We start from the raw sequence: 20,973 nt of genomic DNA on the forward strand, positions 1-20,973 counted from the left end.
TCCTCCTTTCTCATTTCTCGCGGCCCTCTTGGGCCGATTCTTCCCGGCTTTTTTCCAGCTTCAGCATATCCTCCTGCCGCCACACCCGGGGAGGCAGCCCCTGGAATTTGCGGAACACCTTGGAGAAGTAAAGCTGGTTGTGGTAGCCTACCATGGAGGCGATCTCGCCGATGCTCATGTCGGTATTCCGCATGAGCTCCATGGCTTTTGTGATGCGGTAGCGGGCCAGGTACTCCTGGGGCGTCTGGCCCATGACTTCCTTGAACAGGCGGCTGAAATAGGTGCGGTTCAGGCCGCAGAAGCCGGCCACCTGCTCGATGCGGATATCGCTGCGGTAATATTGGTCGATGAAGTGAATGGCTTCCCGGATGTAAAATCCCTGCTGGGAGAGGCCACGCACCCGCTGTTTGGAGGAAGAAGAGTTAATCAGCGCGTCCAGGAAGAGATAGAAGTGGGCCATCAGGCTCAAAGAGGAATCCTGGGCATGGTTGGCGATATAGAGCAGCTCATCCTTCACCTTGTTGGCCATTTCAGGCTGGATGGTGGTATAGATGGGCTGGTCCTCCCCCAGTCCGGCCAACGTCAGCCGGTACTGGGACTGGACGCCCCCAAATTCAACCCAGGCATAGGCCCAAGGGTCATTCTCGTCGGCACAGTAGGTGGTGACCTGATTGGGACAGATCAAAAAACCCTGCCCCGCGTGGAGCTGGTAGCGCTTGCCCGTACCGTCCCGCTGGCGGACATCCAGCCACCCCCGTCCCGAGATCACATAATGGAACAGGTAGTTGTTCCGGATATGAGGGCCATAGGAATGCAGGGGGATACACTGCTCCCAGCCAAACTGGACCAAAAACAGATCCACGAAATTTTCATGGGGAAACACGGAAAACCTGCCCTGAATCATAATGGCCTCCTCTTTCTTGCCAGAACGCGCTGATCGCTTATACTTTTACAATGTCGTACTGAACGGCCTCGTACTCGTTCAGGATGGGAAGCGGGAGACCGGCATACATCAGCTGGTCGCCGCCATAAATCTCCCCGTTGATCCGATAGTCCGCCGCCGGGTCCAGACCCTTGAGGCACAGCCGGGGCCGGATGGGGTTGGCGTGTACCGTCCCCATCACCACGCCCACCAGCGCTCTGTCCCCTTCGGGAGAGACGTGCATCCAGGCCTGGAAGGGTGCGTCGGAGAAGGGATCGCTCAGGCGGTAGTAATCCCCCTTCATCACCACGTCCCAGCAGCGCTTGAAGTGGTCGATCTGCCGCCGGACCTCCTCCAGCTCCTCGCCGCTGATCTCATTGAGATCCAGCTCGTAGCCGAAGGTACCGGCCGCCGCCACCACGCCGCGGGTGTGCATGGGGGTGCTGCGGTTGGTCAGGCAGTTGGGCACCGCCGAAACGTGGGCGCCCACCGCCGAACAGGGATAGCAGAAGGAAGTGCCGTACTGGATGCGCAGCCGGTCAATGGCGTCGGTATTGTCACTGCACCAGATCTGGGGGGTGTAGTAGAGCATACCGCAGTCAAAGCGGCCGCCGCCGCCGCTGCATCCCTCGATGAGCAGGTTGGGGAACTCCCGGTGGATGGTCTCCAGAATCTCATAGACCGCCAGCACAAAGCGGTGGTACAGCTCTCCCTGCCGGTTGGCGGGCAGCTTGCACGACCACACGTCGGTGAGACTGCGGTTCATGTCCCATTTGACGTACTCGATGTTGGCGCTTTTGAGGGTGGCCCTCAGATTCCGGGTCACATACTCCCGCACCTCTTTGCGGGTCAGATCCAGCACCAGCTGGAACCGGCCCCGGGTCACCGGACGTCCGGGCACCCGGAAGGCCCAGTCGGGATGGGCCCGGTAGAGATCGGAGTCCTCGCTGATCATCTCCGGCTCCACCCACAGGCCAAACTTCATGCCCAGGTCGTTGATCCGCCGGGCCAGAGGCGCCAGACCGCCGGGCAGCTTCTTTTCGTTCACGTTCCAGTCGCCCAGTCCGGAAAAGTCGCTGTCCCGTTTGCCGAACCAGCCGTCATCCATAACCATCATCTCCAGGCCCACCTTGCTGGCGGCCTCGGCAATGGAGACGATCTTGTCGGCGTCAAAGTGGAAGAGGGTGGCCTCCCAGTTGTTGATGAGGATGGGACGGCGGCTCTCCTTCCAGGGACCCCGGCACAGATGGGACCGGATGGCTCTGTGGAACTGACGGCTCATCTGGCCCAGACCCCGGTCGGAGAAGATCATCGCCGCCTCCGGCGCGGTAAACTGCTGGCCGGGCTCCAGCGTCCAGCTGAAGTGGAAGGGATGGATGCCCATGGTGAGCCGTGTCTCGTGGAATTGGGTGTATTCGGCCGACGCCTGGAAGTTGCCGGAATAGACCAGGGCCAGGCCCCAGCAGCAGCCGGCATCCTCGGTGGTGTCGTGGCCGCAAAGCACCATAAAGGGGTTTTGCTGGTGGCTGGAGGTACCCCGGATGCTGCCGACGGTATGCACGCCCTGGGTCAGGGGCATCCGGACCGGCTCCCGTTCCCGGCCATAAGCCCCGCCCATGGTGATGAGGTCGGGGGTTCCGGCGGGAAAGTCCAGGCACACCGACGCCACCCGGTCCAGCCGAAGGGCGGAAGGACCCCCGTTGCGGATGCGCACCGCGCGGGTAATGAGGTCATACTCCTCCAGCACCCCGTAAAGCAGCGTCACTTCCAGACCGCTGCACCGGTCCAGAAGGGTCACCTCCAGGGTCTGCGCCTGCACGCCCTCCCCGTCATAAAAGGCGGGCAGTCCTTCCAGGGCGTACTTTCCGTCCCGGATGGTGTGGCGTACGTAACGCAGGTCCACGGTATGGCTGCCATCGGCGCAATCCGCCTCCAGAGATGGAATGCGGAAATCACCCACCCCGCTGGAGGAATATTCCTGAGGCAGGGTATCCAGGGAATAGGTGCGGTCAGTCCCCGCCTCATCGGGATTGGGAGAAAACCCCCGGTCCTCCGTCTGGATGAGATAGGAAATATCTCCGCCCCGCAGGCGGGGACCGTAGTAGGTATGGAGCAGCACGCCGGTACCGTCCAGCTTCATCTGGTAGCTGGAGCGCTGCGTATGGAGGGTGATGGTTTTTTGACGCTCGTCAAATCGTATCATAAGTGGTTCACCTTGCTATTCAGAGTGCGTGGGAGCAGGAGGCCGCCGGTCCTCCCCGGAGGAGGCCCTCCGGGAAGGGACCGCAGCGGACGTTTTCAGGATGCTTACTTGCCGCCAGTGAGGGCGATGCCTTCGATGAACTGGCGCTGGAAGATCAGGTAGAGGATCAGCATGGGCACCATGGCGAACAGGCTGCCCGCCATGAGCACCGGGTAATTGGTCATGAACTGGCCCTTCAGGGTGGCCAGGCCGGAGGACAGGGTCATCAGGTTGATGTCGGTGTTGACAACCAGAGGCCACATCAGGTCGGCGTAGGCAAACACCGCGGTAAAGATGGTCAGAGCGGCCACCGAGGTGCCGGTGAGGGGCAGCATGACCTTGGTAAAGGCCTGCCACTGATTGCAGCCGTCCAGATAGGCGGCCTCGCCGATCTCGTTGGGGATGCCCAGATAGGCCTGACGCAGGAAGAAGGTACCAAAGGCGCTCACCAGGCCGGGGAACACCAGAGCGAAGATGCTCTCGGTCATGCTCACGCTGGCCAGCATCTCATACTGGGGGATGACGAAGATCTGAGAGGGCATCATCATCTGGACCAGGATGAGAGTGAACAGCAGGTTCTTGCCCTTAAAATTCAGCTTGGCAAAGGCGTAGCCCGCCATGGAGCTGAACACGATGGCGCAGATCACGCGGGCCAGCACCATGAGGATGGTGTTGACATACAGGTTGGCAAAGGGCAGGCTGGTGAGGGCGTCGGCAAAGTTGGAGAAGTACGGTACCGCCGGGAAAATGGTGGGCGGGATCTGGGTGCTCTCGGCCAGGGACTTGAGGGACGTCAGGATCATCCACAGGAAGGGGAAGATCATGATGGCGGAGCCCAGAATCAAAAAGACGTAGGTCAGGATGGTGGCAACATTGCGGCTGCCTTTGATGCTCTTTTGTTTCACAGTGTTCCTCCCCCTTCGGTCAGACGTCGTAGTTGACCCACTTCTTCTGACCAATGAACTGCACCACAGTCACGATACCGATGAGAAGAATGGTCCATACCACAATGGCGGAGGCGTAGCCCTTGTTGCCTGCCACGAAGGCCTCCCGATAGAAGAGGTACATCAGGCTCTGCACGTCGGGCAGCACCGGGTTGCTCTGGTCAACCATCATGTAGATGAGGTCATACACCTTCAGGGAGGCCATCATACGCATGATGAGGGTCACGAACAGGGTGGGCGAGATCATGGGCAGGGTGATGGAGAAAAACTGCTTGATGCGGCCGGCGCCGTCGATGCGGGCGGCTTCATAGTAGCTCTTGGAAATGCCCTGCAAGCCTGACAGGAGCAGCACCGCGTCATAGCCGATGGAGCTCCAGATTGCCACAATGGCACAGGCGATGATCGCCGTCTGCGGGTTGGTCAGCCAGTTGATCTTGACCCCCAGAATGGCGTTGATGATACCGTATTCGCCGTTGAACATCCAGCGCCACACCATGGCGATGGCTGCGGGGGCGCACACCATGGGCAGGAAGTAGATGGCCCGGAAGCCGCCCTTGAACTTCACCTTGGCGTTGAGGAGGATGGCCACCAGCAGGGCCAGAATGATGCCCACAGGCACCGTCAGGATACAAAACAGGATGGTGTTCCACGTCGCCTTCCAGAACTCGGGGGACTGGAACATGTCGATGTAGTTGTTCAGACCGTTGAACTCCATGGCGCCGAAGGTCTTGGTCTTGGAGAAGCTGAGGATAATGGTCTGAATCAGGGGGTAATAGTTCAGGACCAGCAGTCCGATGATGGTGGGCGCCACCATGATCCACGCCCATTTCTGCTCTTGCCGTGAGATTTTAGAGCTTTTTTTCACTACCTTCCACTCCTTTCACACGGCGCCGGGCGGAGCGCCCAGCGCCGCCTCATTTGCAGATGGCCGTCAGCCCTCGGCAATGGCCTCGTTGATAATGGTGTTGCAGTTGGCCAGGCCCTCGTCCACGCTGAGCTGGCCGCCGTAGATCTTCAGGATCTCGTCGTTGACCTTGCTCTTCCAGTTGGGGCGGGTGGCGTCGTTGACCGACTGGACGGAGTAGTCGAACATATCGATGCAGGCTTCCACGTTGAGCCGGTAGTCAAACTGATCGAAGGCATCCACCCAGGCCTGCTCGGTGCCCTCATAGCCGGAGATGGCGGCGCCGTAGGAGGAGTGGATCTGCTGGGCCTCTTCGGTGCCCAGCCACTTGAGGAAGTCCATCACGGTCTCGTTGTCCTGGTTGTAGGAAGCGGTGGCATAGCCCAGGCCGTTGGAAATGGTGGCGCGGCCGTCACCGGAGACGGGGTTGGGGCACTTGGGCAGCACGGCCACGTCCCACTTGCCCTGCATCTCGGGATAGTTCTTCATCTCATAGAGCAGGTTCCAGGTGCCCTCAAAGAACATGGCGCCCTGGCCGGAGAAGAAGGCGTTGCCGGGAGCAGTCTCGGCAAAGTAGGTCTGATCGGGGCACCACTCGTTGTCCTGCAGGCCGATGTAGAACTTCATGGCGTCGATGGTGGCGGGCTGATCGAAGCCGGCGGCGGTCTTGTCGTCGTTGAGGATGTAGCCGCCGTTCTGGTAGACGAAGTTCCAGTAGCCCAGCTGCTCGTCGCAGTAGGCCATGTAGCCGTACTTGCCGGTGGCGTCATAGATCTTCTGAGAGGCGTCCACCAGGTCGTCCCAAGTCCAGTTTTCGTCGGGGTAAGAGACCCCGGCCTGATCGAACATCTCCTTGTTGTACACCAGGCAGACGGTGTCCTTATCCTTGGGCACGGCGTACATCCGGCCGTCGGAGCCCTGGGTGTTGGCGATGGAGACGTCGGAGTAGTGGGAGTAGGTGTCGTCGTCGTACAGGTCGGTCACATCGGCCAGCATCCCGCTGTCGGCGTAGAGCAGGATGTAGTTGGTGTGCATCCAGAAGATGTCAGGCAGGTTCTTGGAGCCAGCGGCGGCCTCCAGCTTGGTCCAGTACTCATCCCAGCTGGTAACCTGGACCTCGATGGTCACGTCGGGATTGATCTCGTGGTAGGCGTCGGCCAGGGCCTGCATGGCCTCGCGCTGAGAGTTGTCCCAGATCTGCATGGTGAGCTTCCCGTCGCTGCCGGATGCAGGGTTGTTGCTGCAGGCGGTCATGGAAAACAGCATGGCGACGGTCGCGAGAAGAAGAGCTGCGCGTTTGATGTGTTTCATAGTCTCGGTCTCCTTTCAACTCGTTGGAGCGCAGCGGATGGTCCCGCAGGTCCGGACCGCCGCTTGTCCGGCTTTCGGCCACCTCTGCCGCCCCTGCCGCGTGCCGCGGCTTTGATGCATTCAGTATAGCATTTTTCCAGCACAGATGAACATGGAGCCAAGTTTTCGGAATATGTACAAATACAATTTTAAAATGGTTTATATATATAATAGAATACATTCGCGCTTTTTTTGGGCAAAAACCACGATTTTCGTATGATTGCACAGTCTATGATGCGTTTTTTTGACATTTCTAACAACCAGATTTTAGGCAAAAGAATCCCTGACCTAATACATCTGCCACTTTTTTTCGGGCGCAGGCCCTCTGGGACAAGTAGAAGATGTCTCCTCGCAGGAGCCGGAATGCGACAAGACATTCAGATGTCAGGTCGGGATCTTTTTCACCTTTTTTCAGATTTCAATGATATACCGCTCATAGGGATTGACCACCCGGGTCTTGCCGTAGACGCTCTCCCGCTGGATGCCGCGGCCGTAGTTCAGATGGGTATGGCCGTGGAGAAAGAGCGCCGGCTGGTACCGGTCCAGCATACGATTGAAGGTGTCAAACCCCATATGGGCCAGGTCGTTGCAGGGCACCATGTCCCGCCCCGGCGCGTGGGTGAGCAGCAGGTCGAAGCCCTTTTTGAAATGGAGCTTGGGCGCCAGGCGCAGGGCCCGGAAGGTCATCTCCCGTTCGGTATATTGATGGGCGCCGGGACGGTAGCGCATGGACCCCCCCAGCCCCACGATGCGCAGGCCCTGGTATTCATAGTACGCCCCATCCACGCAGATACAGCCCAGCGGCGGGTCGTCCTGATAGTGCTCGTCGTGGTTGCCGTGGACATAGAGCACCGGGCAGTGGGAAAAGGTGGCCAGAAAGGAGAGATAGCGGGATTTGACATCGCCGCAGGAGAGGATCAGGTCGATTCCATCCAGCTTGTCCGGCGTGAAGTGGTCCCACAGATAGGGGGATTCATAATCCGCCACAGCCAGTATTCTCATACGCCGCTTCCTCCTCCCATTCCCTGGTTGCGCATCACCTCCCGCGCCCGGTCGGTAAAGGCCTCCGGCGGCGGCAGGCTGCCCTCCACATAGGTGGAAAGCCAGTCCATGGACAAGATCTGTCTGGCGGGCAGCGGGGCGTCGTCGCCGTAGACCACGTGGCCCTTCTGGTTCATCAGCACCCCATAGAAGGGGTCCAGCCGCTCGGCCCGGAGCGCGTCCCGCAGCACTCCGGCCAGACGCCGGGTGCCGGAGGGCAGCAGCCGGGAGCAGAGCACATCCACCACCTCCTGGTGGATGCCCCACCAGTAATTGACCGCGCTGCTCCCCCGCTCCTCCTTTTTCCACCGCCCATCCATCAGGCGGCGGACCAGGCTCTGGTAAAACCGGCCCCAGTGGCATTGGATCATGGCCAGGTTGTGGACCCCGCAGATCCCGGGGCCGGCGTTGGCCGCCAGACGGTCCAAATGGTCGATATAGACGATGCCCTTGGCCCGCAGCCGCTCCACGCCGCCGCCGCTGCGCAGCTCCGACCACTCCAAATAGACCCGGGCGCTGGCGTTGACCATCCGCGCCCCCTGGGCAAAGGCGTTGATCCCCGCAATGGCGCCGTAGGTGGGACAGTCGGCCACATAGCCGATGCGTCCGTCCTGGGTGAGGGTGCCGGCAATGGCGCCCTTGATGAACTTGGCCTCGTAGAGCCGGGGGTAATAGGTGCGCACCGAGGGATAGGCGGTGTTGAGCGAACAGTTGAGGATTTTAACATCAGGATGGAGCACCGCCTGCTTGACGCTGGAGAGGAGCAGTTTGGGATCGGTGGTAAAGATCACATCCGCCCCCTTCTCCACCGCGTCGGCGATGGCCTCCTCGGCGGCGGCCTCGGTACCGGCGCCCTCGTAGGACAGGGTGGTCACCTGACCGCCCATGGCGTTTTCCAGGAGATAACGGCCGTATTCGTGGCCGTAGACCCACTTGGAGGCGGCGGTAAAACCGCTGTGGACAAAGGCGGCGCACAGCTTTCCCGTGCCGGAGAAGGAGAAAAGGGAGCGCTTGGGGGTCTCGGTGTCGTCCAGCAGCAGCGTGGCGTCGGCCTGATCCAGCCGGTTGCGGATCTCCCCTTCGATGCGGGGCAGTTCCCGCAGAATCTGGGTGGACAGCTTGCCCCGGGAGGCCTCATAGCCGAATACCTTGATATACACCAAAAACGCCTGGGAAAAATACCGCTCGTCCCCGTTGTGCCGGCGGCAGGCGTCGCGGAACATATAGTAAAACGAGCGGAAATTGTAAATCTCCTCGGCGCTCCAGGGCTCCCGGCTGGTCCGTCCCATGGCTTCCAGCAGCTCCCGGTACTCGCCGGGGCGCTTGAATACCAGGAAATTCAGGCCGGTCATCTGATAAAAATTCAAAAACTCGTAGTAGGCCACCACCTCCGGGTCGTCGGAGGGGCGGGGCAGCAGACGGGTCACCACGCCGGGGATGGAAATGGCGCCGAAATATTTCAGCACGCTCACCCGCTTATGCCCCTCCACCACATAGAAGTGGTTGAGATATTCCACCGCCTTGATGGGCTCCCGGATGCCCTCGCTCAGGTGGGAGGCACACAGCGCCGCCCATTTGTGGGCAAATTCGCTGTCCTCCGCCAAAACCGGGTAAAAGCCGGGGGAAAAGGTATTCTTGCGCAGATCGTTGCAGGTGCCGGTAAGGAGCTCGGTAGGGATCTCCACCACCCCCAGAGATTCCCGGCGCACCGCCAGCGTCTCCGGGTCGCCGGGCAGCACATGCAGGCCGGTCTCCTCTCCCCGTGCCGCCGCCGCTTTCATGTCCCGCAGTCCCTGCTTTTGTGCTTTTTTGTACTCTTCCATGGGCATGGGCCCTACCTCCTATTTTCGGCACCGGGAGTTTGCCTTCGCTTTCTCCCAGATTGTAACGTGAATTTCCCAAAAATACAACCGCTTTTTTCAGTCGTTTTTGTTACTTTTTACCCTCCCCCTCTTCCGTTTCCCGGAATAACCCGGACTTGTGCTTGCCAAAACGGTGCTTTTGTGAGAAAATAGAGCCGTATTCATCCTGCTATTAACCCGCTGGGAGAACCTCGACTATGATGACTGAACGATTTGAAAAATCCATCCGCACCCTGGAGCTGCCCCGGGTCCTGGCCATGCTGGCCGAGCAGGCCGTCACCCAGGAGGGCAAGGAGCGCTGTCTCGCCCTGCGGCCCCTCACCGACGCCGACGACGTCCGCCGCCGCCTGGACGAGACCTCCGCCGCCGCCGAAATGATGACCCTCAACGGCACGCCCTCCTTCTCCGGCGTCAAGCCCGTGGGCCACGCCCTCCAGCGCGCCGATATGGGCGGCGCCCTCAACACCAGGGAATTGCTGGACATCGCCGCCGTTCTCCGGGCGGCCCGCTCCGCCGGCGAGTATGCCGGCGGCCGGCGCGACGATAAAAAAACACCCATCGACCATCTCTTCGCCTCCCTGGTCCCCAACCGATTTTTGGAAGAGCGCATCACCGGCTCCATCGTGGCCGAGGACGAGATCGCCGATTCCGCCAGCCCCGAGCTGGCCTCCATCCGGCGGCATATCCGGGCCACCGCCGCCAAGGTGCGGGACATTCTGCAAAAAATCATCTCCTCCAACCAGGCCAAATACCTCCAAGAGGCCATCATTACCCAGCGCAACGACCGCTTTGTGGTGCCCGTCAAGTCGGAGCACAAAAACGAGGTCCCCGGCCTGGTCCACGACGTCTCCTCCTCCGGCGGCACCTTCTTTGTGGAGCCCATGGGGGTGGTCAAGGCCAACAATGAGCTCCGGGAGCTCCAGGCCAAGGAGGAAAAGGAGATTGAACGCATCCTGGCCGAACTCTCCGCCCAGTGCGCCGCCCACAAGGAGGACATCGCCCAGGACTACGACCTGCTCATTATGCTGGACGTGATCTTTGCCCGGGGCAAGCTGTCCTACCGCATGGGGGCCAGTCAGCCCGCCATTTCCGGCAAGGGCGTCTTTCTCCGCCGGGCCCGCCACCCTCTCCTGGACCCCAAAAAAGCAGTGGCCAACGACCTTTCCCTGGGGGTGGACTACGACACCCTGGTCATCACCGGCCCCAACACCGGCGGTAAGACCGTTACCCTGAAAACCATGGGCCTTCTCATCCTCATGGCCCAGTGCGGACTCCACATTCCCGTGGACGCCGACAGTCACATCCAGGTGTTCTCCCGGGTGCTGGCCGATATCGGCGACGAGCAGTCCATCGCCCAGAATCTTTCCACCTTCTCCTCCCACATGGTGAACATCGTGGGTATCCTGGAGGAGGCCGACGACGAGACCCTCATCCTCTTTGACGAGCTGGGGGCCGGCACCGACCCCATCGAGGGCGCCGCCCTGGCCGCCGCCATCATTGAGCGGGCCCGGCAGCTGGGGGCGCTGGTGGCCGCCACCACCCACTATGCCGAGCTGAAGGTCTACGCCATGACCACCGCCGGGGTGGAAAACGCCTCCTGTGAGTTTAACGTGGATTCTCTGGCCCCCACCTACCGGCTGTTGGTGGGCATTCCCGGAAAATCCAACGCCTTCGCCATCTCCGAGCGGCTGGGCCTTCCAAAGGAGATCATCCAGAGCGCCGCCGCCCGGCTGGACGCGGAAAACGTCCGCTTTGAGGACGTGCTCACCCAGCTGGACCAGCAGCGCCAGGAGATGGAGCGGGAAAAGGACACCGCCCGCAGGCTCCGGCGGGAGATCGAGGCCTCCGCCGAGGCGGCCCGCAATTATAAGGCCGAGCTGGCCGCCCAGCGGGAAAAGGCCGTGTCCAAAGCCCAGGCCGAGGCCAGGGCCATTCTGGACGAGGCCAGAGCCACCGCCGACCAGGTGTTCCGGGAGCTGGACGACATGCGCCGCCGGCAGCAGAAGGACGCCGACTGGCAGCGGGTCAACGAGGCCCGCTCCGGCCTGCGCCGTCAGCTCAACGAGGCAGGCGACCGTCTGGGCCAGGAGCCGGAGGCCCCCCTGCCGCCTCCCACCCGTCCGGCGGTGGCGGGCGATACGGTGGAGCTGGTGAAAATGGGCACCAGAGCCACGGTGCTCAGCGTCAGCAAGGACGGCGTGCTCCAATTACAGGCCGGTATTTTGAAGATCACCGCCCGGCAGGACGAGGTCCGGGTGGTGGAGGGCGGCGGCGAGGCCGTCAAAAAAGAGGCCAAAAAGGTGGCCGCCCGGGCGGAGCATCAGCTGCGCAGTCTGGGCGCCTCCCCCGAGGTGGACCTGCGGGGCATGACCAGCGACGAGGCCATCGGCGTGCTGGATCAGTTTTTGGATAACGCCATGCTGGCCAGGCTCAACGAGGTCACCATCATCCACGGCAAGGGCACCGGCGCGGTGCGCAAGGCCGTCCGGGAGCACCTCAAGCGCAGCCGGTATGTAAAATCCTTCCGTCCGGGCCGGTTCGGCGAGGGGGAGGACGGCGTGACGGTGGCACAGCTTCGGTAAAAAACGGGCTTCTGACCCCGTCGCCACTCAATTTTGTGCAAAAATTCCGTTTTCCGTCTGAAAAGGGGGGATATGTCAAATTGCAAGTGGCCGCAATCTCACTTTGTCCGCTTGCCGGGAGGAACGGATTTATTTCAGAACGGAATTTTTACAAATTATCATTGACGGTTTCGTCCAAATTTGCTATCCTTATACTTGAAATATGCCAGTGCATATGGGGAGGAAACGCTTATGTATATGAAAGAGGCAGTTGTGAACAATCAGGTGGGCCTGCACGCAAGACCTGCCACCTTCTTTATCCAGAAGGCCAACGAGTTCAAGAGCTCCATCTGGGTGGAGAAGGAAGAGCGCCGGGTCAACGCGAAGAGCCTGCTGGGTGTGCTCTCCCTGGGTATCGTCAAGGGCACCTCCATCAATCTGATTGCGGACGGCCCCGATGAAAAGGAAGCTGTTGAAGCCCTCATCGAGCTGATCGGCTCCAACTTCTCCGAGTAAGGTTTATTTGAATGGCTGAAAGAGAAAAGCGCCGCATCCGCGGCGCTTTTCTCTCTTTTTATTCGGTTGTAAGGGAACGGGGCCCAAATCCATGGGGCAGGAGCGCATGGAGCGGCAGACGCACAAAGGCGTGGTCCTTCCGTCCCACCAGTACCGTCAGCTCAGGCGCAAACTCGTAGAGCATCTGACGGCAGGCGCCGCAGGGCCAGCAATAGTCCTCCGAGTTACCCACCACGGCCAGACGTAAAAAGTCCCGCCGCCCTTCGCTCACCGCCTTGACCAGCGCGGTGCGCTCGGCGCAAATGGTGGAGCCGTAGGCCGCGTTCTCCACATTGCAGCCGGTAAAAATAGTCCCGTCGGCACACTCCAGCGCCGCGCCCACCGGAAAGCCAGAGTAGGGCACATAGGAGCGTTCCAGCATGGTGAAGGCCAGCTCCACCAGTTCCTGATCGGTCATCGTCACGGCCTCCTTTCCATAAAAAACGTGGTACAATGGTTCTTGTTCTCCCATTGTACCACGTTTTGACCCCTGATTCAATTACCAGCCCACACCCCGGTCCGGGCGGACGTCCAGGTCGATGATCTCCCGGGCGTCATAAAACTGGCTGTACCGCTCCAGGGATTTCCCGCTGCGGAGGGTGGTGCCGTCGGGGTGGAGCCGGTCGCAGATGACCGCAGAGATGTCCTGCTTGATGTAGGAGAAGGAGTTGATGCCCACGCTGGCAAAAATGCGGAAGCCCTGGCTCTGGAGGTACTGGAGCTTGGGACCGGTCTTGTGCCAGTCGTCGCCGTCGGGCCGGGCGCCGTGGGGATAGAAGAGGATGTTGGTGGGTCCCACCAGAGACCCCACCTCCTCGGCCCAGCGGACGGTGTCCCGCTTGATCCAGTCCAGGTCCACCTTGTCCGAGTCCAGATTGATATGGCCCCAGGTGTGGGAGCCGAAGGTCCAGCCGGTCTCCTTGAGCCGCGCAATGACCGGCTTTACCGCCTCGATCTCGGCGGCCCGGTTGGCGTCAAAGGCGGGGCGTCTGGGGTCGTCGGCGGCGATGTCGATGTCGTTCTGGGTGCGGTAGCCCAGGATGCCCTCATAGCCGGTGAGGGAGAAGATGGCCTTTGCCCCGTTGAGGGAGAAGTCGGGGTGCTCCAGGACGAAGTTGTCCAGAATGGGGGTGGCGTCCAGGTCCTGGGTGAGGGAGACCTCGCCGGTAAAGGGGTCCCGGGTCTCGGCCCAGATCTGGCCGTCCTCCCCCAGCACCAGCTTGGAGGTGAAGCCCTCCTCCAGCATATATTCGTAGTAGTTCACATCGTCAAAGGAGATGATGAGGGGCTTTTTCCCCTCGGGCAGCATCAGAGTGTTGCGCTCCATATGGCTCACGCCGTTTTCATCGGTGACCTCGCTCCACACGTCCCCCATATTCACCAGGATATAACCATTATCGTAGACGCTCTGGAGGATCTTTTTGTACTCGTCCACCGTCACCATCCAGTCGTCCAGACCTTTTTGGCGGTTTTCGGGTACCGCGTCGGAGAAGGTGTAGGTGGGATAGGCGATGATGGGGTGGAAGAAGAGGTGCTCCACCGGCTGGTCCGGTCCCCAGGCCTGGGTGAGCTGGTCCTCGGACCAGTAGTTGCGCACCGCGTCGTAGGGGTCGCCCTCCGGTGTGGGGGTGGGGGTAGGCGCGGCGCTCTCAGAGGGCGGCGTGCTCCCGTCCGCCGGCTGTACGTCGTCGGAAACCTGGCAGGCTGCCAGCGGCAGGACCAGGCTTAAGGCCAAAAACAATGCGGCCATTCTGCTTTTTGTCAACATGGCGTTCCATTCCTTTCTGTCTCTATTTCATGGATGTGGTCTGTATCATAGCAGAGCGGCAGGGAAAAAGATAGTATAAATCGGTTACAAAATCGAACAAATTCCTTAAGCTTTTTCCGGCAGCCGGCGCAGCAGCAGGCCGGCCACGCCGCCGGTGGCCCCTCCCGTGACCAGGGAACAGAGCAGCAGAGGGGGCAGATAGACCAGCGGCGCCCTGGCATCCAGCACCACCATGGCCGCCAGCACCTGCCCGGTGTTGTGGGCGGCGGCGCCCGCGATGGAGACGCCGTACAGCGAGAGGCCCGGCAGGCGGAGCAGGAGGGCCATCACCCCCAGCGCCAGCAGCCCCCCTGTGAGAGAAAAGGCCAGGGCGGTCAGATTGCCCCCCAGCAGATTGCCCAAAAAGCAGCGGGCCACCAGAATGGCCAGGGCTTCCCGTCCCGACAGGCGGCACAGGGCGTAGACCGTCACCAGATTGGCCAGCCCCAGCCGGAGCCCGGGCAGGGGAAAAAGGACGGTCAGCGGAAACAGGCCCTCGCAGACCGAGAGGGCCAGCGCCAGCGCGGTCAGCACGGCGCAGCGGGTCAGACGGCGGACAGGCAAGGCAAACACCGCTCCTTAATCAAAAAAATTGGGACGGGTGGGGAACTTTTATCCGATCACCACGTCAATATCTGTTGTTTCCTCCCCCTCCAGAGAGAGGATGAGCCGGTTGGGCAGACAGACAATCTGTTCTCCCGCCCGGTCGATCCAGCCGGCGGCGGCGCAGTCGCCGTGGGGACAGGCCGTCTCCGCCACCCGGACCCCCCGGGGAGAGAGCTCGATGGTCATGGGATAGGGCGCCTCTATGGTCACCAGAGTCCCTTCCGCCGCCTCATCCAGGTCATATCTCCCGATCTCCTCTCCGTCCAGGGTGACCAGGAGGGTCAGGCTTCCGCCGGTCTCCTTGGGAAGCAGCGCGGCAAAGAGCGCTCCGGCCAGCAGCAGGATGACCAGCACCACCAGACCGTCCCAGACCGTGGGCCGGGTCCGGTCAGCGGCGGACGATCTCAAAGGTGTAGCCATTGCCGTCCTCCTCCGCCGTAAAGGCTTCTTCCAGTCCCTCGGTCACCTGCACGGTCCCGTCGCTCCGGCACAGGATGCACTCAAAATCTCCCGACTGCCGCCAAAAGGACAATGCCTCCTCCGCGCCCATCACATAGAGGGCGGTGGACCAGGCGTCCGCCCGGCTCCCGTCATCGGTCACCACCGTTACTGAGAGAAGTCCCTTTTCCGCCGGATAACCGGTCTCCGGGTCCAGGATATGGTGATAGATCACACCATCGGCCTCAAAATAGCGCTCGTAGCCGCCGGATGTGGATACGCTGCAGTCGGTGAGGGCCAGCGTGCCCAGGGAGGCGCTTTCATCCGCCGGGTCCCGCACCGCGATGCGCCAGGGCGACCCGTCCGGCTTGCCGCCCACCAGCCCCACCGTGCTGCTCCCCAGGTTCAGCAGCGCGGAGGTGATCCCCGCCTCCTCCAGAACGGCTTTGGCCCGGTCGGCGGCGTAGCCCTTGGCGATCCCGCCCAGATCCACCTCCATACCAGCGGTTTCCAGCCAGGCGGAACTGTTTTCCCGGTCCAGAGTGAGCAGGCCGCTGTCCACCAGGGGAAGGAGGGCCGCCAGCTCCGTCCCGTCGGGCACACGGTATTCCTCCTCCGAGGTACCGAAGCCCCAGGCGTCCATGACCGGCGCGATGGTCACGTCAAACGCGCCGCCGGTCTCCTCCCCATAGCGCAGCGCCATATCCAATACCTCCGCCGTCTCGCCATCCAGCGCCACCCAGGTTCCGCCGTCGGCCGACTGGTTGAGGCGGGTAATATCGCTCTCCGGCTGGGTGCGGGACAAGAGGCTCTCCAGCCGCTGGACCTCGTCACAGACCGCCTGCACGGCCTCCTCTCCCCCGTCTCCAAAGACCCGCACCTGCATGACCGTGTCCATGGCAAAAAATGTGCGCTCCGTCTCCTCCGCCCCGGAGGCGGCACAGCCGGTCAACATCAAAAAGGCGGCGCAGCCCGCCAGCAAAGCACGCAGCTTCATTCCCGATACTCCCATCGTATTATGCAAACATATGCAAATCATTTTCCTTCGCCCGGCCCGGGGCGAATCGTCCTGCCCATTGTACCACAATTCACAGCGCCAAGCAAAGAGTTATGCCAGAAACAGGGGATTTTTGCTGTTGCAAATGCGTCTGCTTTCTGCTAAAATATACAAATGCGAGACAAACGACCTTCACTGCACAGGAGATGAATACATGGATAAGAGAGATAAGGCGGCAGAGCGGGCCAAACGGGAGGATGCCATCCTCAACCGCGTTCTGATCTGGATCGCGGGGTCCGTGGTGTTTGAGGCACTGCTGCTCCTCCTCAACCGGTACTATGTGGAATATGATACAACGGAAGAGATCCTCATCGCCAAGGGGATCTATGACGCCACCGGCGTGCTGTCTTTTGTGCTGCCCGTCTGCTTTGTGGGCGCGCTGATCTGGTGGGTCCTCTCCCGCCGCAAGTCCAAAAAGACCCTGGTTCCCCAAATCGTGACCACCATTCTGGCTCTGCTTTCGGTCAGCGCCATTCTCACCCACTTCTTTGTGGAGAGCGGCGTAAAGGCGCTCTATGTGGGCGTGCCCTGTGTGGCGGTGCTGGCGCTGGTCTATTACCTCTATCAGCGGGAATTCTTTGTGGTCATGCTGGTGGGCGCGGTCAGCTTGTTGGGCCTCTGGATGCTCTCCAAGCGTCCCGCCCATGGCTTTTTGGTCTATGCCTACCTCATCGTCGAGCTGGCGGCTCTGGTGGCCGCCATTCTGGTGATCCGCAAGCTTCAGGATGGCCGGGGCGTGCTCCGGTTCCGCGATCATACGGTGCAGTGCTTCCCGGGCAACGCCAACTATATCCTGCTCTACCTCACCTTCCTGGTGTCTGTGGCGGTCCAGGCCGCCGGCTTCTGTCTGGGTCCCGTGGCGGTCCTCTACGCGGTGGAAATCGTATGGCTGCTGGCCATGGCGGTCTATTACACCGTGCGCCTGATGTGATCTCCTCTCCCGCAGCGTTTTCCCCTGCCTTTCCCAGAAAGGCAGGGGTTTCTTTTTACCCAGACTTTACCCCTCTGTGGTGGCAGACGCTCCGGCGGCGGCATAGAATGGGAGATAACCGGAGGGACCCATCGGTCCAGAGAGGAGTCTTGCCCATGATCCCCTGTCAAACCACCTGCCCCCATTACTGTCCCGGCTGCCATAAGGGCTGTCTGGACTGGCAGGTCCGCCAGTCCGCGCTCCGGGAGGAGCGGCGCAAAAAGCGGGCTTACCTCACATATTACAACGAGCTGTGCCGCACCGTCACCCGGCAATACCGCGCCCTCTCTCCCCTCCGCCCCCGCTGAACGCCAGCCGCATACATCTGTCCGCACCAGATGTATGCGGCCCTTTCTTTTTCCCACTGAGGCAGAGACGCCGCCATTTTTCAATTGTTTTTTCCTCCAAAACGAAACTTCCTTTTTTGTTTAAGCAGCCGAAATTTCTGCAAAGAAACGCAAATTTTGGCATAAGCCCCTCAAAGCCCTTTTCAAGGTAATTTTTTTGTGCTATTATGCCCATATCTAATGGCCGTGCTTGGGCACGTTTGGATGTTTGAGTCAAAAATGTCCCACAGGCCGTCAGCTCCGGAGCCGGTTTCCGTCAGCCGGTTCCACACATAAGTGCATATGAAAAATAGGAGGAAATGAAATGCTGAGTATCAACATGAGCGACGTCATCGGCGTGCTCGAAAGCTGCAAGGCCCAACTGATTTTCTTCGGCGTGGTCCTTGTGCTGGCTGTCATCGCCATGATCGTCTGCCGCAAGATGGACAAGGCCGGCAAGTTCATGGTCCGGGCCCAGTCCGTCCTGGCCATTCTGCTGGCTCTGGTCATCGCGGTCAACCTGATCTGCTTTGGCCCCATGTCCACCATGATTACCCTGGCCACCGGCAGCGGCACCATCTCCGAGGAGACCTCCGCCGAGGCCACCGAGCTTGTCTCTGAAATTGCCAAAGAGGGTATTGTCCTTCTGAAAAACGAGGACAATCTGCTCCCCCTCTCGGGTAACTCCAACCTGAATGTCTTTGGCTGGGCCTCCACCAACCCCTGCTACGGCGGCACCGGCTCCGGCGCCCTCAATGACGCCTACCACACCGTCACCCTGCTGGAGGGCCTGGAAAACGCCGGCTTCTCCCTTAACACTGAGCTGAGCCAGTTCTATACCGACTACCGGGCCGACCGTCCCGTGGTGGGTATGAGCTCCCAGGACTGGACCCTCCCCGAGCCTCCCGCTGATACTTACTCCGACACCCTCATCTCCAACGCCCAGTCCTTCTCCGACACCGCCATGGTGGTCATCACCCGCGTGGGCGGCGAGGGCGCCGACCTGCCTACCGATATGGCCGCGGTCATCGACGGCAGCTGGAATGACGGCACCAGCTCCTACAACAGCAGCTTTACCAACAACTCCGACGCTTATGACGAATTTGAAGCCGGCCAGCACTACCTGGAGCTGTCCCACACCGAGAAGGACATGCTGGATCTGGTCTGCTCCAGCTTTGACAACGTGGTCCTGGTCTACAACGGCGCCAACACCATGGAGCTGGGCTTTGTGGACGATTACCCCCAGATCAAGAGCGTTCTCTGGTGCCCCGGCACCGGTCAGTCCGGCTTTAACGCCCTAGGCGAGATCCTCAGCGGCGCGGTCAACCCCTCCGGCAAGACCGCTGACACCTTCGTCTACGATCTGACCGCCACCCCCACCTGGAACAACTTCTTCGGCTTCGTCTACGACAACATGAGCGAGTTTGCCGGCGAGAGCTTCGGTTCTGCCACCAGCCCCTCCTTCGTCAACTACGTGGAGGGCATCTACGTGGGCTACCGCTTCTATGAGACCGCCGCCACCGAGGGCCTCATCGACTACGATACCACTGTCCAGTATCCCTTCGGCTACGGCCTGTCCTACACCACCTTCTCCCAGGAGATGGCGCCCATCAGCGTGGCCTCCGACGGCACCATCACCGTGGAGGTGACCGTCACCAACACCGGCGATGTGGCCGGCAAGGACGTGGTGGAGATCTACTACAATCCTCCCTACACCAACGGCGGCATTGAAAAGGCCTCCGCCAACCTCATCACCTTCGGCAAGACCCAGATGCTGGAGCCCGGCGCTTCCGAGACCCTGTCCTTCACCTTCAACCAGGAGGATATGGCCTCCTATGATACCTATGGCGCCGGCTGCTATGTGCTGGAGGCCGGTGCGTATGTGATCTCCATCAACGCTGACTCCCACACCGTGCTGGATGCCCAGACCTACACCGTCAACCAGACCATCACCTACGACCAGAGCAATCCCCGCTCCACCGATCAGGTGGCCGCGGTCAATCAGTTTGCCGACGTGGAGGGCAATGTGACCTACCTGAGCCGGGCCGACGGCTTCGCCAACTACGCCGAGGCCACCGCCGCCCCCGCCAGCCTCACCATGCCCGAGGACCAGAAGGCCGCCTTCCTCAACAACAGTAACTACGACCCCAACAACTACAACAACGAGAGCGACGTGGCTCCCACCACCGGCGCCAGCAACGGCCTGTCCCTGGTGGACCTGCGCGGCGTGGACTACGACGATCCCCAGTGGGACTCCCTGCTGGACCAGCTGACCGTGACCGATATGAGCGAGCTCATCGCCATGGGCGGCTATCAGACCGCCGCCGCCAAGAGCGTGGACAAGGTCAACACCTACGACTGTGACGGCCCCGCCTCCATCAACAACAACTTCACCCAGGTGGGCTCCGTTGGCTTCCCCTCCGCCGTGATGATCGCCTCCACCTGGAGCCAGGAGCTGGCCCTGGAGTTCGGCCGCAGCATCGGCAAGATGGCCGACGAGATGGACACCTCCGACTGGTACGCCCCCGCCATGAACACCCACCGCTCCGCTTTCGCCGGCCGTAACTTCGAGTATTACTCCGAGGACGGCGTGCTGTCCGGCAAGATCGCCTCTCAGGCCATCCAGGGCGCCAAGGAGTACGGCGTGTACGCCTATATGAAGCACTTCGCCCTCAACGATCAGGAGGCCCGCCGCTGCGAGATGCTATGCACCTGGTCCAACGAGCAGGCCATCCGCGAGATCTACCTCAAGCCCTTTGAGATCTCCGTGAAGGAGGGCGGCTGCCAGGCCGTCATGTCCTCCTTTAACTACGTCGGCACCACTTGGGCCGGCGGCTGCAACGCCCTTTGCAACGTCGTCCTGCGGGACGAGTGGGGCTTTGTGGGTATGGTCCTCACCGACTACTTCGGCGTTTACGGCTACATGAACTCCGACCAGGCCATCCGCAACGGCACCGACTTCTGCCTGGTCAACTATCCCACCGCCACCAACTACGTCAAGGACTCCACCAGCGCCACCAGCCTGCTGGCCATGCGTCAGGCCTGTAAGAACATCCTCTACACCGTGGTCAACTCCCGCGCCTACGCGCCCGAGAATTTGAACACCGGTATGCCCGGCTGGCAGATCGCCTTCATCGTGGTGGATGTGATCCTGGCCGCCGCCTTCGTGGCCCTGGAAGTGGGCACCATGAAAAAGTACGGCAAGAAGCGCGCCTCCGCCGCTGCCGCCAAGTAACGCCTTTCATCAAGTTCCAGAAAAAACGCCTGGCCGTGGGAGATTGAAGTGACCCCCAAAAGTTAGACAATATTTGAAAGTAAAAATTGTTTAAGCAGCCGAAAGGGCTTGTTGTCTGTGAATTGCAGGCGGCAAGCCCTTCAGCTTTGCCTT

The 20,973-nt window shown here is 60.9% G+C and carries 17 protein-coding genes; 5 read left to right on the forward strand and 12 right to left on the reverse strand.

The window, feature by feature from the left end; genetic code table 11:
- Positions 1-10: 10 nt before the first annotated feature.
- The 7 genes from H7U37_RS07160 to H7U37_RS07190 form a co-directional block, all read right to left on the reverse strand.
- A complete protein-coding gene (locus H7U37_RS07160) occupies positions 11-904 on the reverse strand; it encodes an AraC family transcriptional regulator (protein ID WP_204874754.1) in 894 nt (297 codons plus the stop codon).
- Between the two features lie 37 nt (positions 905-941).
- The gene (locus H7U37_RS07165) at positions 942-3,125 is read right to left on the reverse strand and encodes an alpha-galactosidase (RefSeq protein WP_204874755.1); all 2,184 of its coding nucleotides are present in this window, start codon (positions 3,123-3,125) and stop codon (positions 942-944) included.
- A gap of 104 nt (positions 3,126-3,229) precedes the next feature.
- Positions 3,230-4,069, reverse strand: coding sequence for an ABC transporter permease subunit (locus H7U37_RS07170; RefSeq protein ID WP_204874756.1), 840 nt, complete (start codon positions 4,067-4,069; stop codon positions 3,230-3,232).
- Positions 4,070-4,088: 19 nt separating this feature from the next.
- A complete protein-coding gene (locus H7U37_RS07175) occupies positions 4,089-4,922 on the reverse strand; it encodes a carbohydrate ABC transporter permease (RefSeq protein WP_204874776.1) in 834 nt (277 codons plus the stop codon).
- A gap of 117 nt (positions 4,923-5,039) precedes the next feature.
- Entirely contained in the window at positions 5,040-6,323 is a 1,284-nt protein-coding gene (locus H7U37_RS07180) for an extracellular solute-binding protein (RefSeq protein ID WP_204874757.1), read from the reverse strand.
- A gap of 450 nt (positions 6,324-6,773) precedes the next feature.
- Positions 6,774-7,364 carry a metallophosphoesterase family protein gene (locus tag H7U37_RS07185; RefSeq protein WP_204874759.1) on the reverse strand — a complete coding sequence of 197 codons (591 nt, stop codon included), beginning with the start codon at positions 7,362-7,364 and terminating at the stop codon, positions 6,774-6,776.
- On the reverse strand, positions 7,361-9,232 hold the full coding sequence (locus tag H7U37_RS07190) for a BMP family ABC transporter substrate-binding protein (protein ID WP_204874761.1): 1,872 nt from the start codon (positions 9,230-9,232) through the stop codon (positions 7,361-7,363). The genes H7U37_RS07185 and H7U37_RS07190 overlap by 4 nt, the downstream gene beginning before the upstream one ends.
- A gap of 233 nt (positions 9,233-9,465) precedes the next feature.
- Between H7U37_RS07190 and H7U37_RS07195 the strand changes: the two genes are divergently transcribed.
- A complete protein-coding gene (locus H7U37_RS07195) occupies positions 9,466-11,847 on the forward strand; it encodes an endonuclease MutS2 (RefSeq protein ID WP_204874777.1) in 2,382 nt (793 codons plus the stop codon).
- A 231-nt stretch (positions 11,848-12,078) separates the two neighbouring features.
- Positions 12,079-12,342 (forward strand): HPr family phosphocarrier protein, encoded by a 264-nt coding sequence (locus H7U37_RS07200; protein ID WP_204874764.1) that lies wholly within the window; start codon positions 12,079-12,081, stop codon positions 12,340-12,342.
- Between the two features lie 58 nt (positions 12,343-12,400).
- Here the strand turns inward: H7U37_RS07200 and H7U37_RS07205 are convergent, their stop codons facing one another.
- From H7U37_RS07205 to H7U37_RS07225, 5 genes are all read right to left on the reverse strand, one after another.
- Positions 12,401-12,799 (reverse strand): cytidine deaminase, encoded by a 399-nt coding sequence (locus tag H7U37_RS07205; protein WP_204874766.1) that lies wholly within the window; start codon positions 12,797-12,799, stop codon positions 12,401-12,403.
- Positions 12,800-12,880: 81 nt separating this feature from the next.
- Positions 12,881-14,131, reverse strand: coding sequence for a polysaccharide deacetylase family protein (locus tag H7U37_RS07210; protein ID WP_243414268.1), 1,251 nt, complete (start codon positions 14,129-14,131; stop codon positions 12,881-12,883).
- A gap of 123 nt (positions 14,132-14,254) precedes the next feature.
- On the reverse strand, positions 14,255-14,752 hold the full coding sequence (locus H7U37_RS07215; protein ID WP_207751962.1) for a Gx transporter family protein: 498 nt from the start codon (positions 14,750-14,752) through the stop codon (positions 14,255-14,257).
- A gap of 48 nt (positions 14,753-14,800) precedes the next feature.
- Positions 14,801-15,214: a NusG domain II-containing protein gene (locus tag H7U37_RS07220; RefSeq protein ID WP_243413697.1), complete on the reverse strand. Its 414-nt coding sequence runs from the start codon at positions 15,212-15,214 to the stop codon at positions 14,801-14,803.
- The gene (locus tag H7U37_RS07225; protein ID WP_204874771.1) at positions 15,183-16,229 is read right to left on the reverse strand and encodes an FAD:protein FMN transferase; all 1,047 of its coding nucleotides are present in this window, start codon (positions 16,227-16,229) and stop codon (positions 15,183-15,185) included. Before H7U37_RS07225 ends, H7U37_RS07220 begins: the two co-directional genes overlap by 32 nt.
- A gap of 214 nt (positions 16,230-16,443) precedes the next feature.
- Here H7U37_RS07225 and H7U37_RS07230 point away from each other — a divergent pair, with 214 nt between their 5' ends.
- From H7U37_RS07230 to H7U37_RS07240, 3 genes are all read left to right on the forward strand, one after another.
- On the forward strand, positions 16,444-17,220 hold the full coding sequence (locus H7U37_RS07230; protein WP_204874772.1) for a hypothetical protein: 777 nt from the start codon (positions 16,444-16,446) through the stop codon (positions 17,218-17,220).
- Between the two features lie 155 nt (positions 17,221-17,375).
- Positions 17,376-17,567 (forward strand): hypothetical protein, encoded by a 192-nt coding sequence (locus tag H7U37_RS07235; protein ID WP_204874773.1) that lies wholly within the window; start codon positions 17,376-17,378, stop codon positions 17,565-17,567.
- 343 nt (positions 17,568-17,910) lie between these two features.
- Complete coding sequence (locus H7U37_RS07240; protein ID WP_204874774.1) at positions 17,911-20,820, forward strand: glycoside hydrolase family 3 C-terminal domain-containing protein; 2,910 nt, start codon at positions 17,911-17,913, stop codon at positions 20,818-20,820.
- Positions 20,821-20,973: the final 153 nt, after the last annotated feature.

Source organism: Pseudoflavonifractor phocaeensis (assembly GCF_016901735.1).
In the GTDB taxonomy this organism is placed as follows: Bacteria; Bacillota; Clostridia; order Oscillospirales; family Oscillospiraceae; genus Pseudoflavonifractor_A.

Bases quoted from the DNA above. Each gene is read 5' to 3' on its own strand.
- H7U37_RS07160 (WP_204874754.1), bottom strand. From the start codon at position 904: ATGATTCAGGGCAGGTTTTCCGTGTTTCCCCATGAAAATTTCGTGGAT.
- H7U37_RS07165 (WP_204874755.1), bottom strand. From the start codon at position 3,125: ATGATACGATTTGACGAGCGTCAAAAAACCATCACCCTCCATACGCAG.
- H7U37_RS07175 (WP_204874776.1), bottom strand. From the start codon at position 4,922: ATGGTGGCGCCCACCATCATCGGACTGCTGGTCCTGAACTATTACCCC.
- H7U37_RS07180 (WP_204874757.1), bottom strand. From the start codon at position 6,323: ATGAAACACATCAAACGCGCAGCTCTTCTTCTCGCGACCGTCGCCATG.
- H7U37_RS07185 (WP_204874759.1), bottom strand. From the start codon at position 7,364: ATGAGAATACTGGCTGTGGCGGATTATGAATCCCCCTATCTGTGGGAC.
- H7U37_RS07190 (WP_204874761.1), bottom strand. From the start codon at position 9,232: ATGCCCATGGAAGAGTACAAAAAAGCACAAAAGCAGGGACTGCGGGAC.
- H7U37_RS07195 (WP_204874777.1), top strand. From the start codon at position 9,466: ATGACTGAACGATTTGAAAAATCCATCCGCACCCTGGAGCTGCCCCGG.
- H7U37_RS07200 (WP_204874764.1), top strand. From the start codon at position 12,079: ATGTATATGAAAGAGGCAGTTGTGAACAATCAGGTGGGCCTGCACGCA.
- H7U37_RS07205 (WP_204874766.1), bottom strand. From the start codon at position 12,799: ATGACCGATCAGGAACTGGTGGAGCTGGCCTTCACCATGCTGGAACGC.
- H7U37_RS07210 (WP_243414268.1), bottom strand. From the start codon at position 14,131: ATGGCCGCATTGTTTTTGGCCTTAAGCCTGGTCCTGCCGCTGGCAGCC.
- H7U37_RS07220 (WP_243413697.1), bottom strand. From the start codon at position 15,214: ATGGCTACACCTTTGAGATCGTCCGCCGCTGACCGGACCCGGCCCACG.
- H7U37_RS07225 (WP_204874771.1), bottom strand. From the start codon at position 16,229: ATGAAGCTGCGTGCTTTGCTGGCGGGCTGCGCCGCCTTTTTGATGTTG.
- H7U37_RS07230 (WP_204874772.1), top strand. From the start codon at position 16,444: ATGGATAAGAGAGATAAGGCGGCAGAGCGGGCCAAACGGGAGGATGCC.
- H7U37_RS07235 (WP_204874773.1), top strand. From the start codon at position 17,376: ATGATCCCCTGTCAAACCACCTGCCCCCATTACTGTCCCGGCTGCCAT.
- H7U37_RS07240 (WP_204874774.1), top strand. From the start codon at position 17,911: ATGCTGAGTATCAACATGAGCGACGTCATCGGCGTGCTCGAAAGCTGC.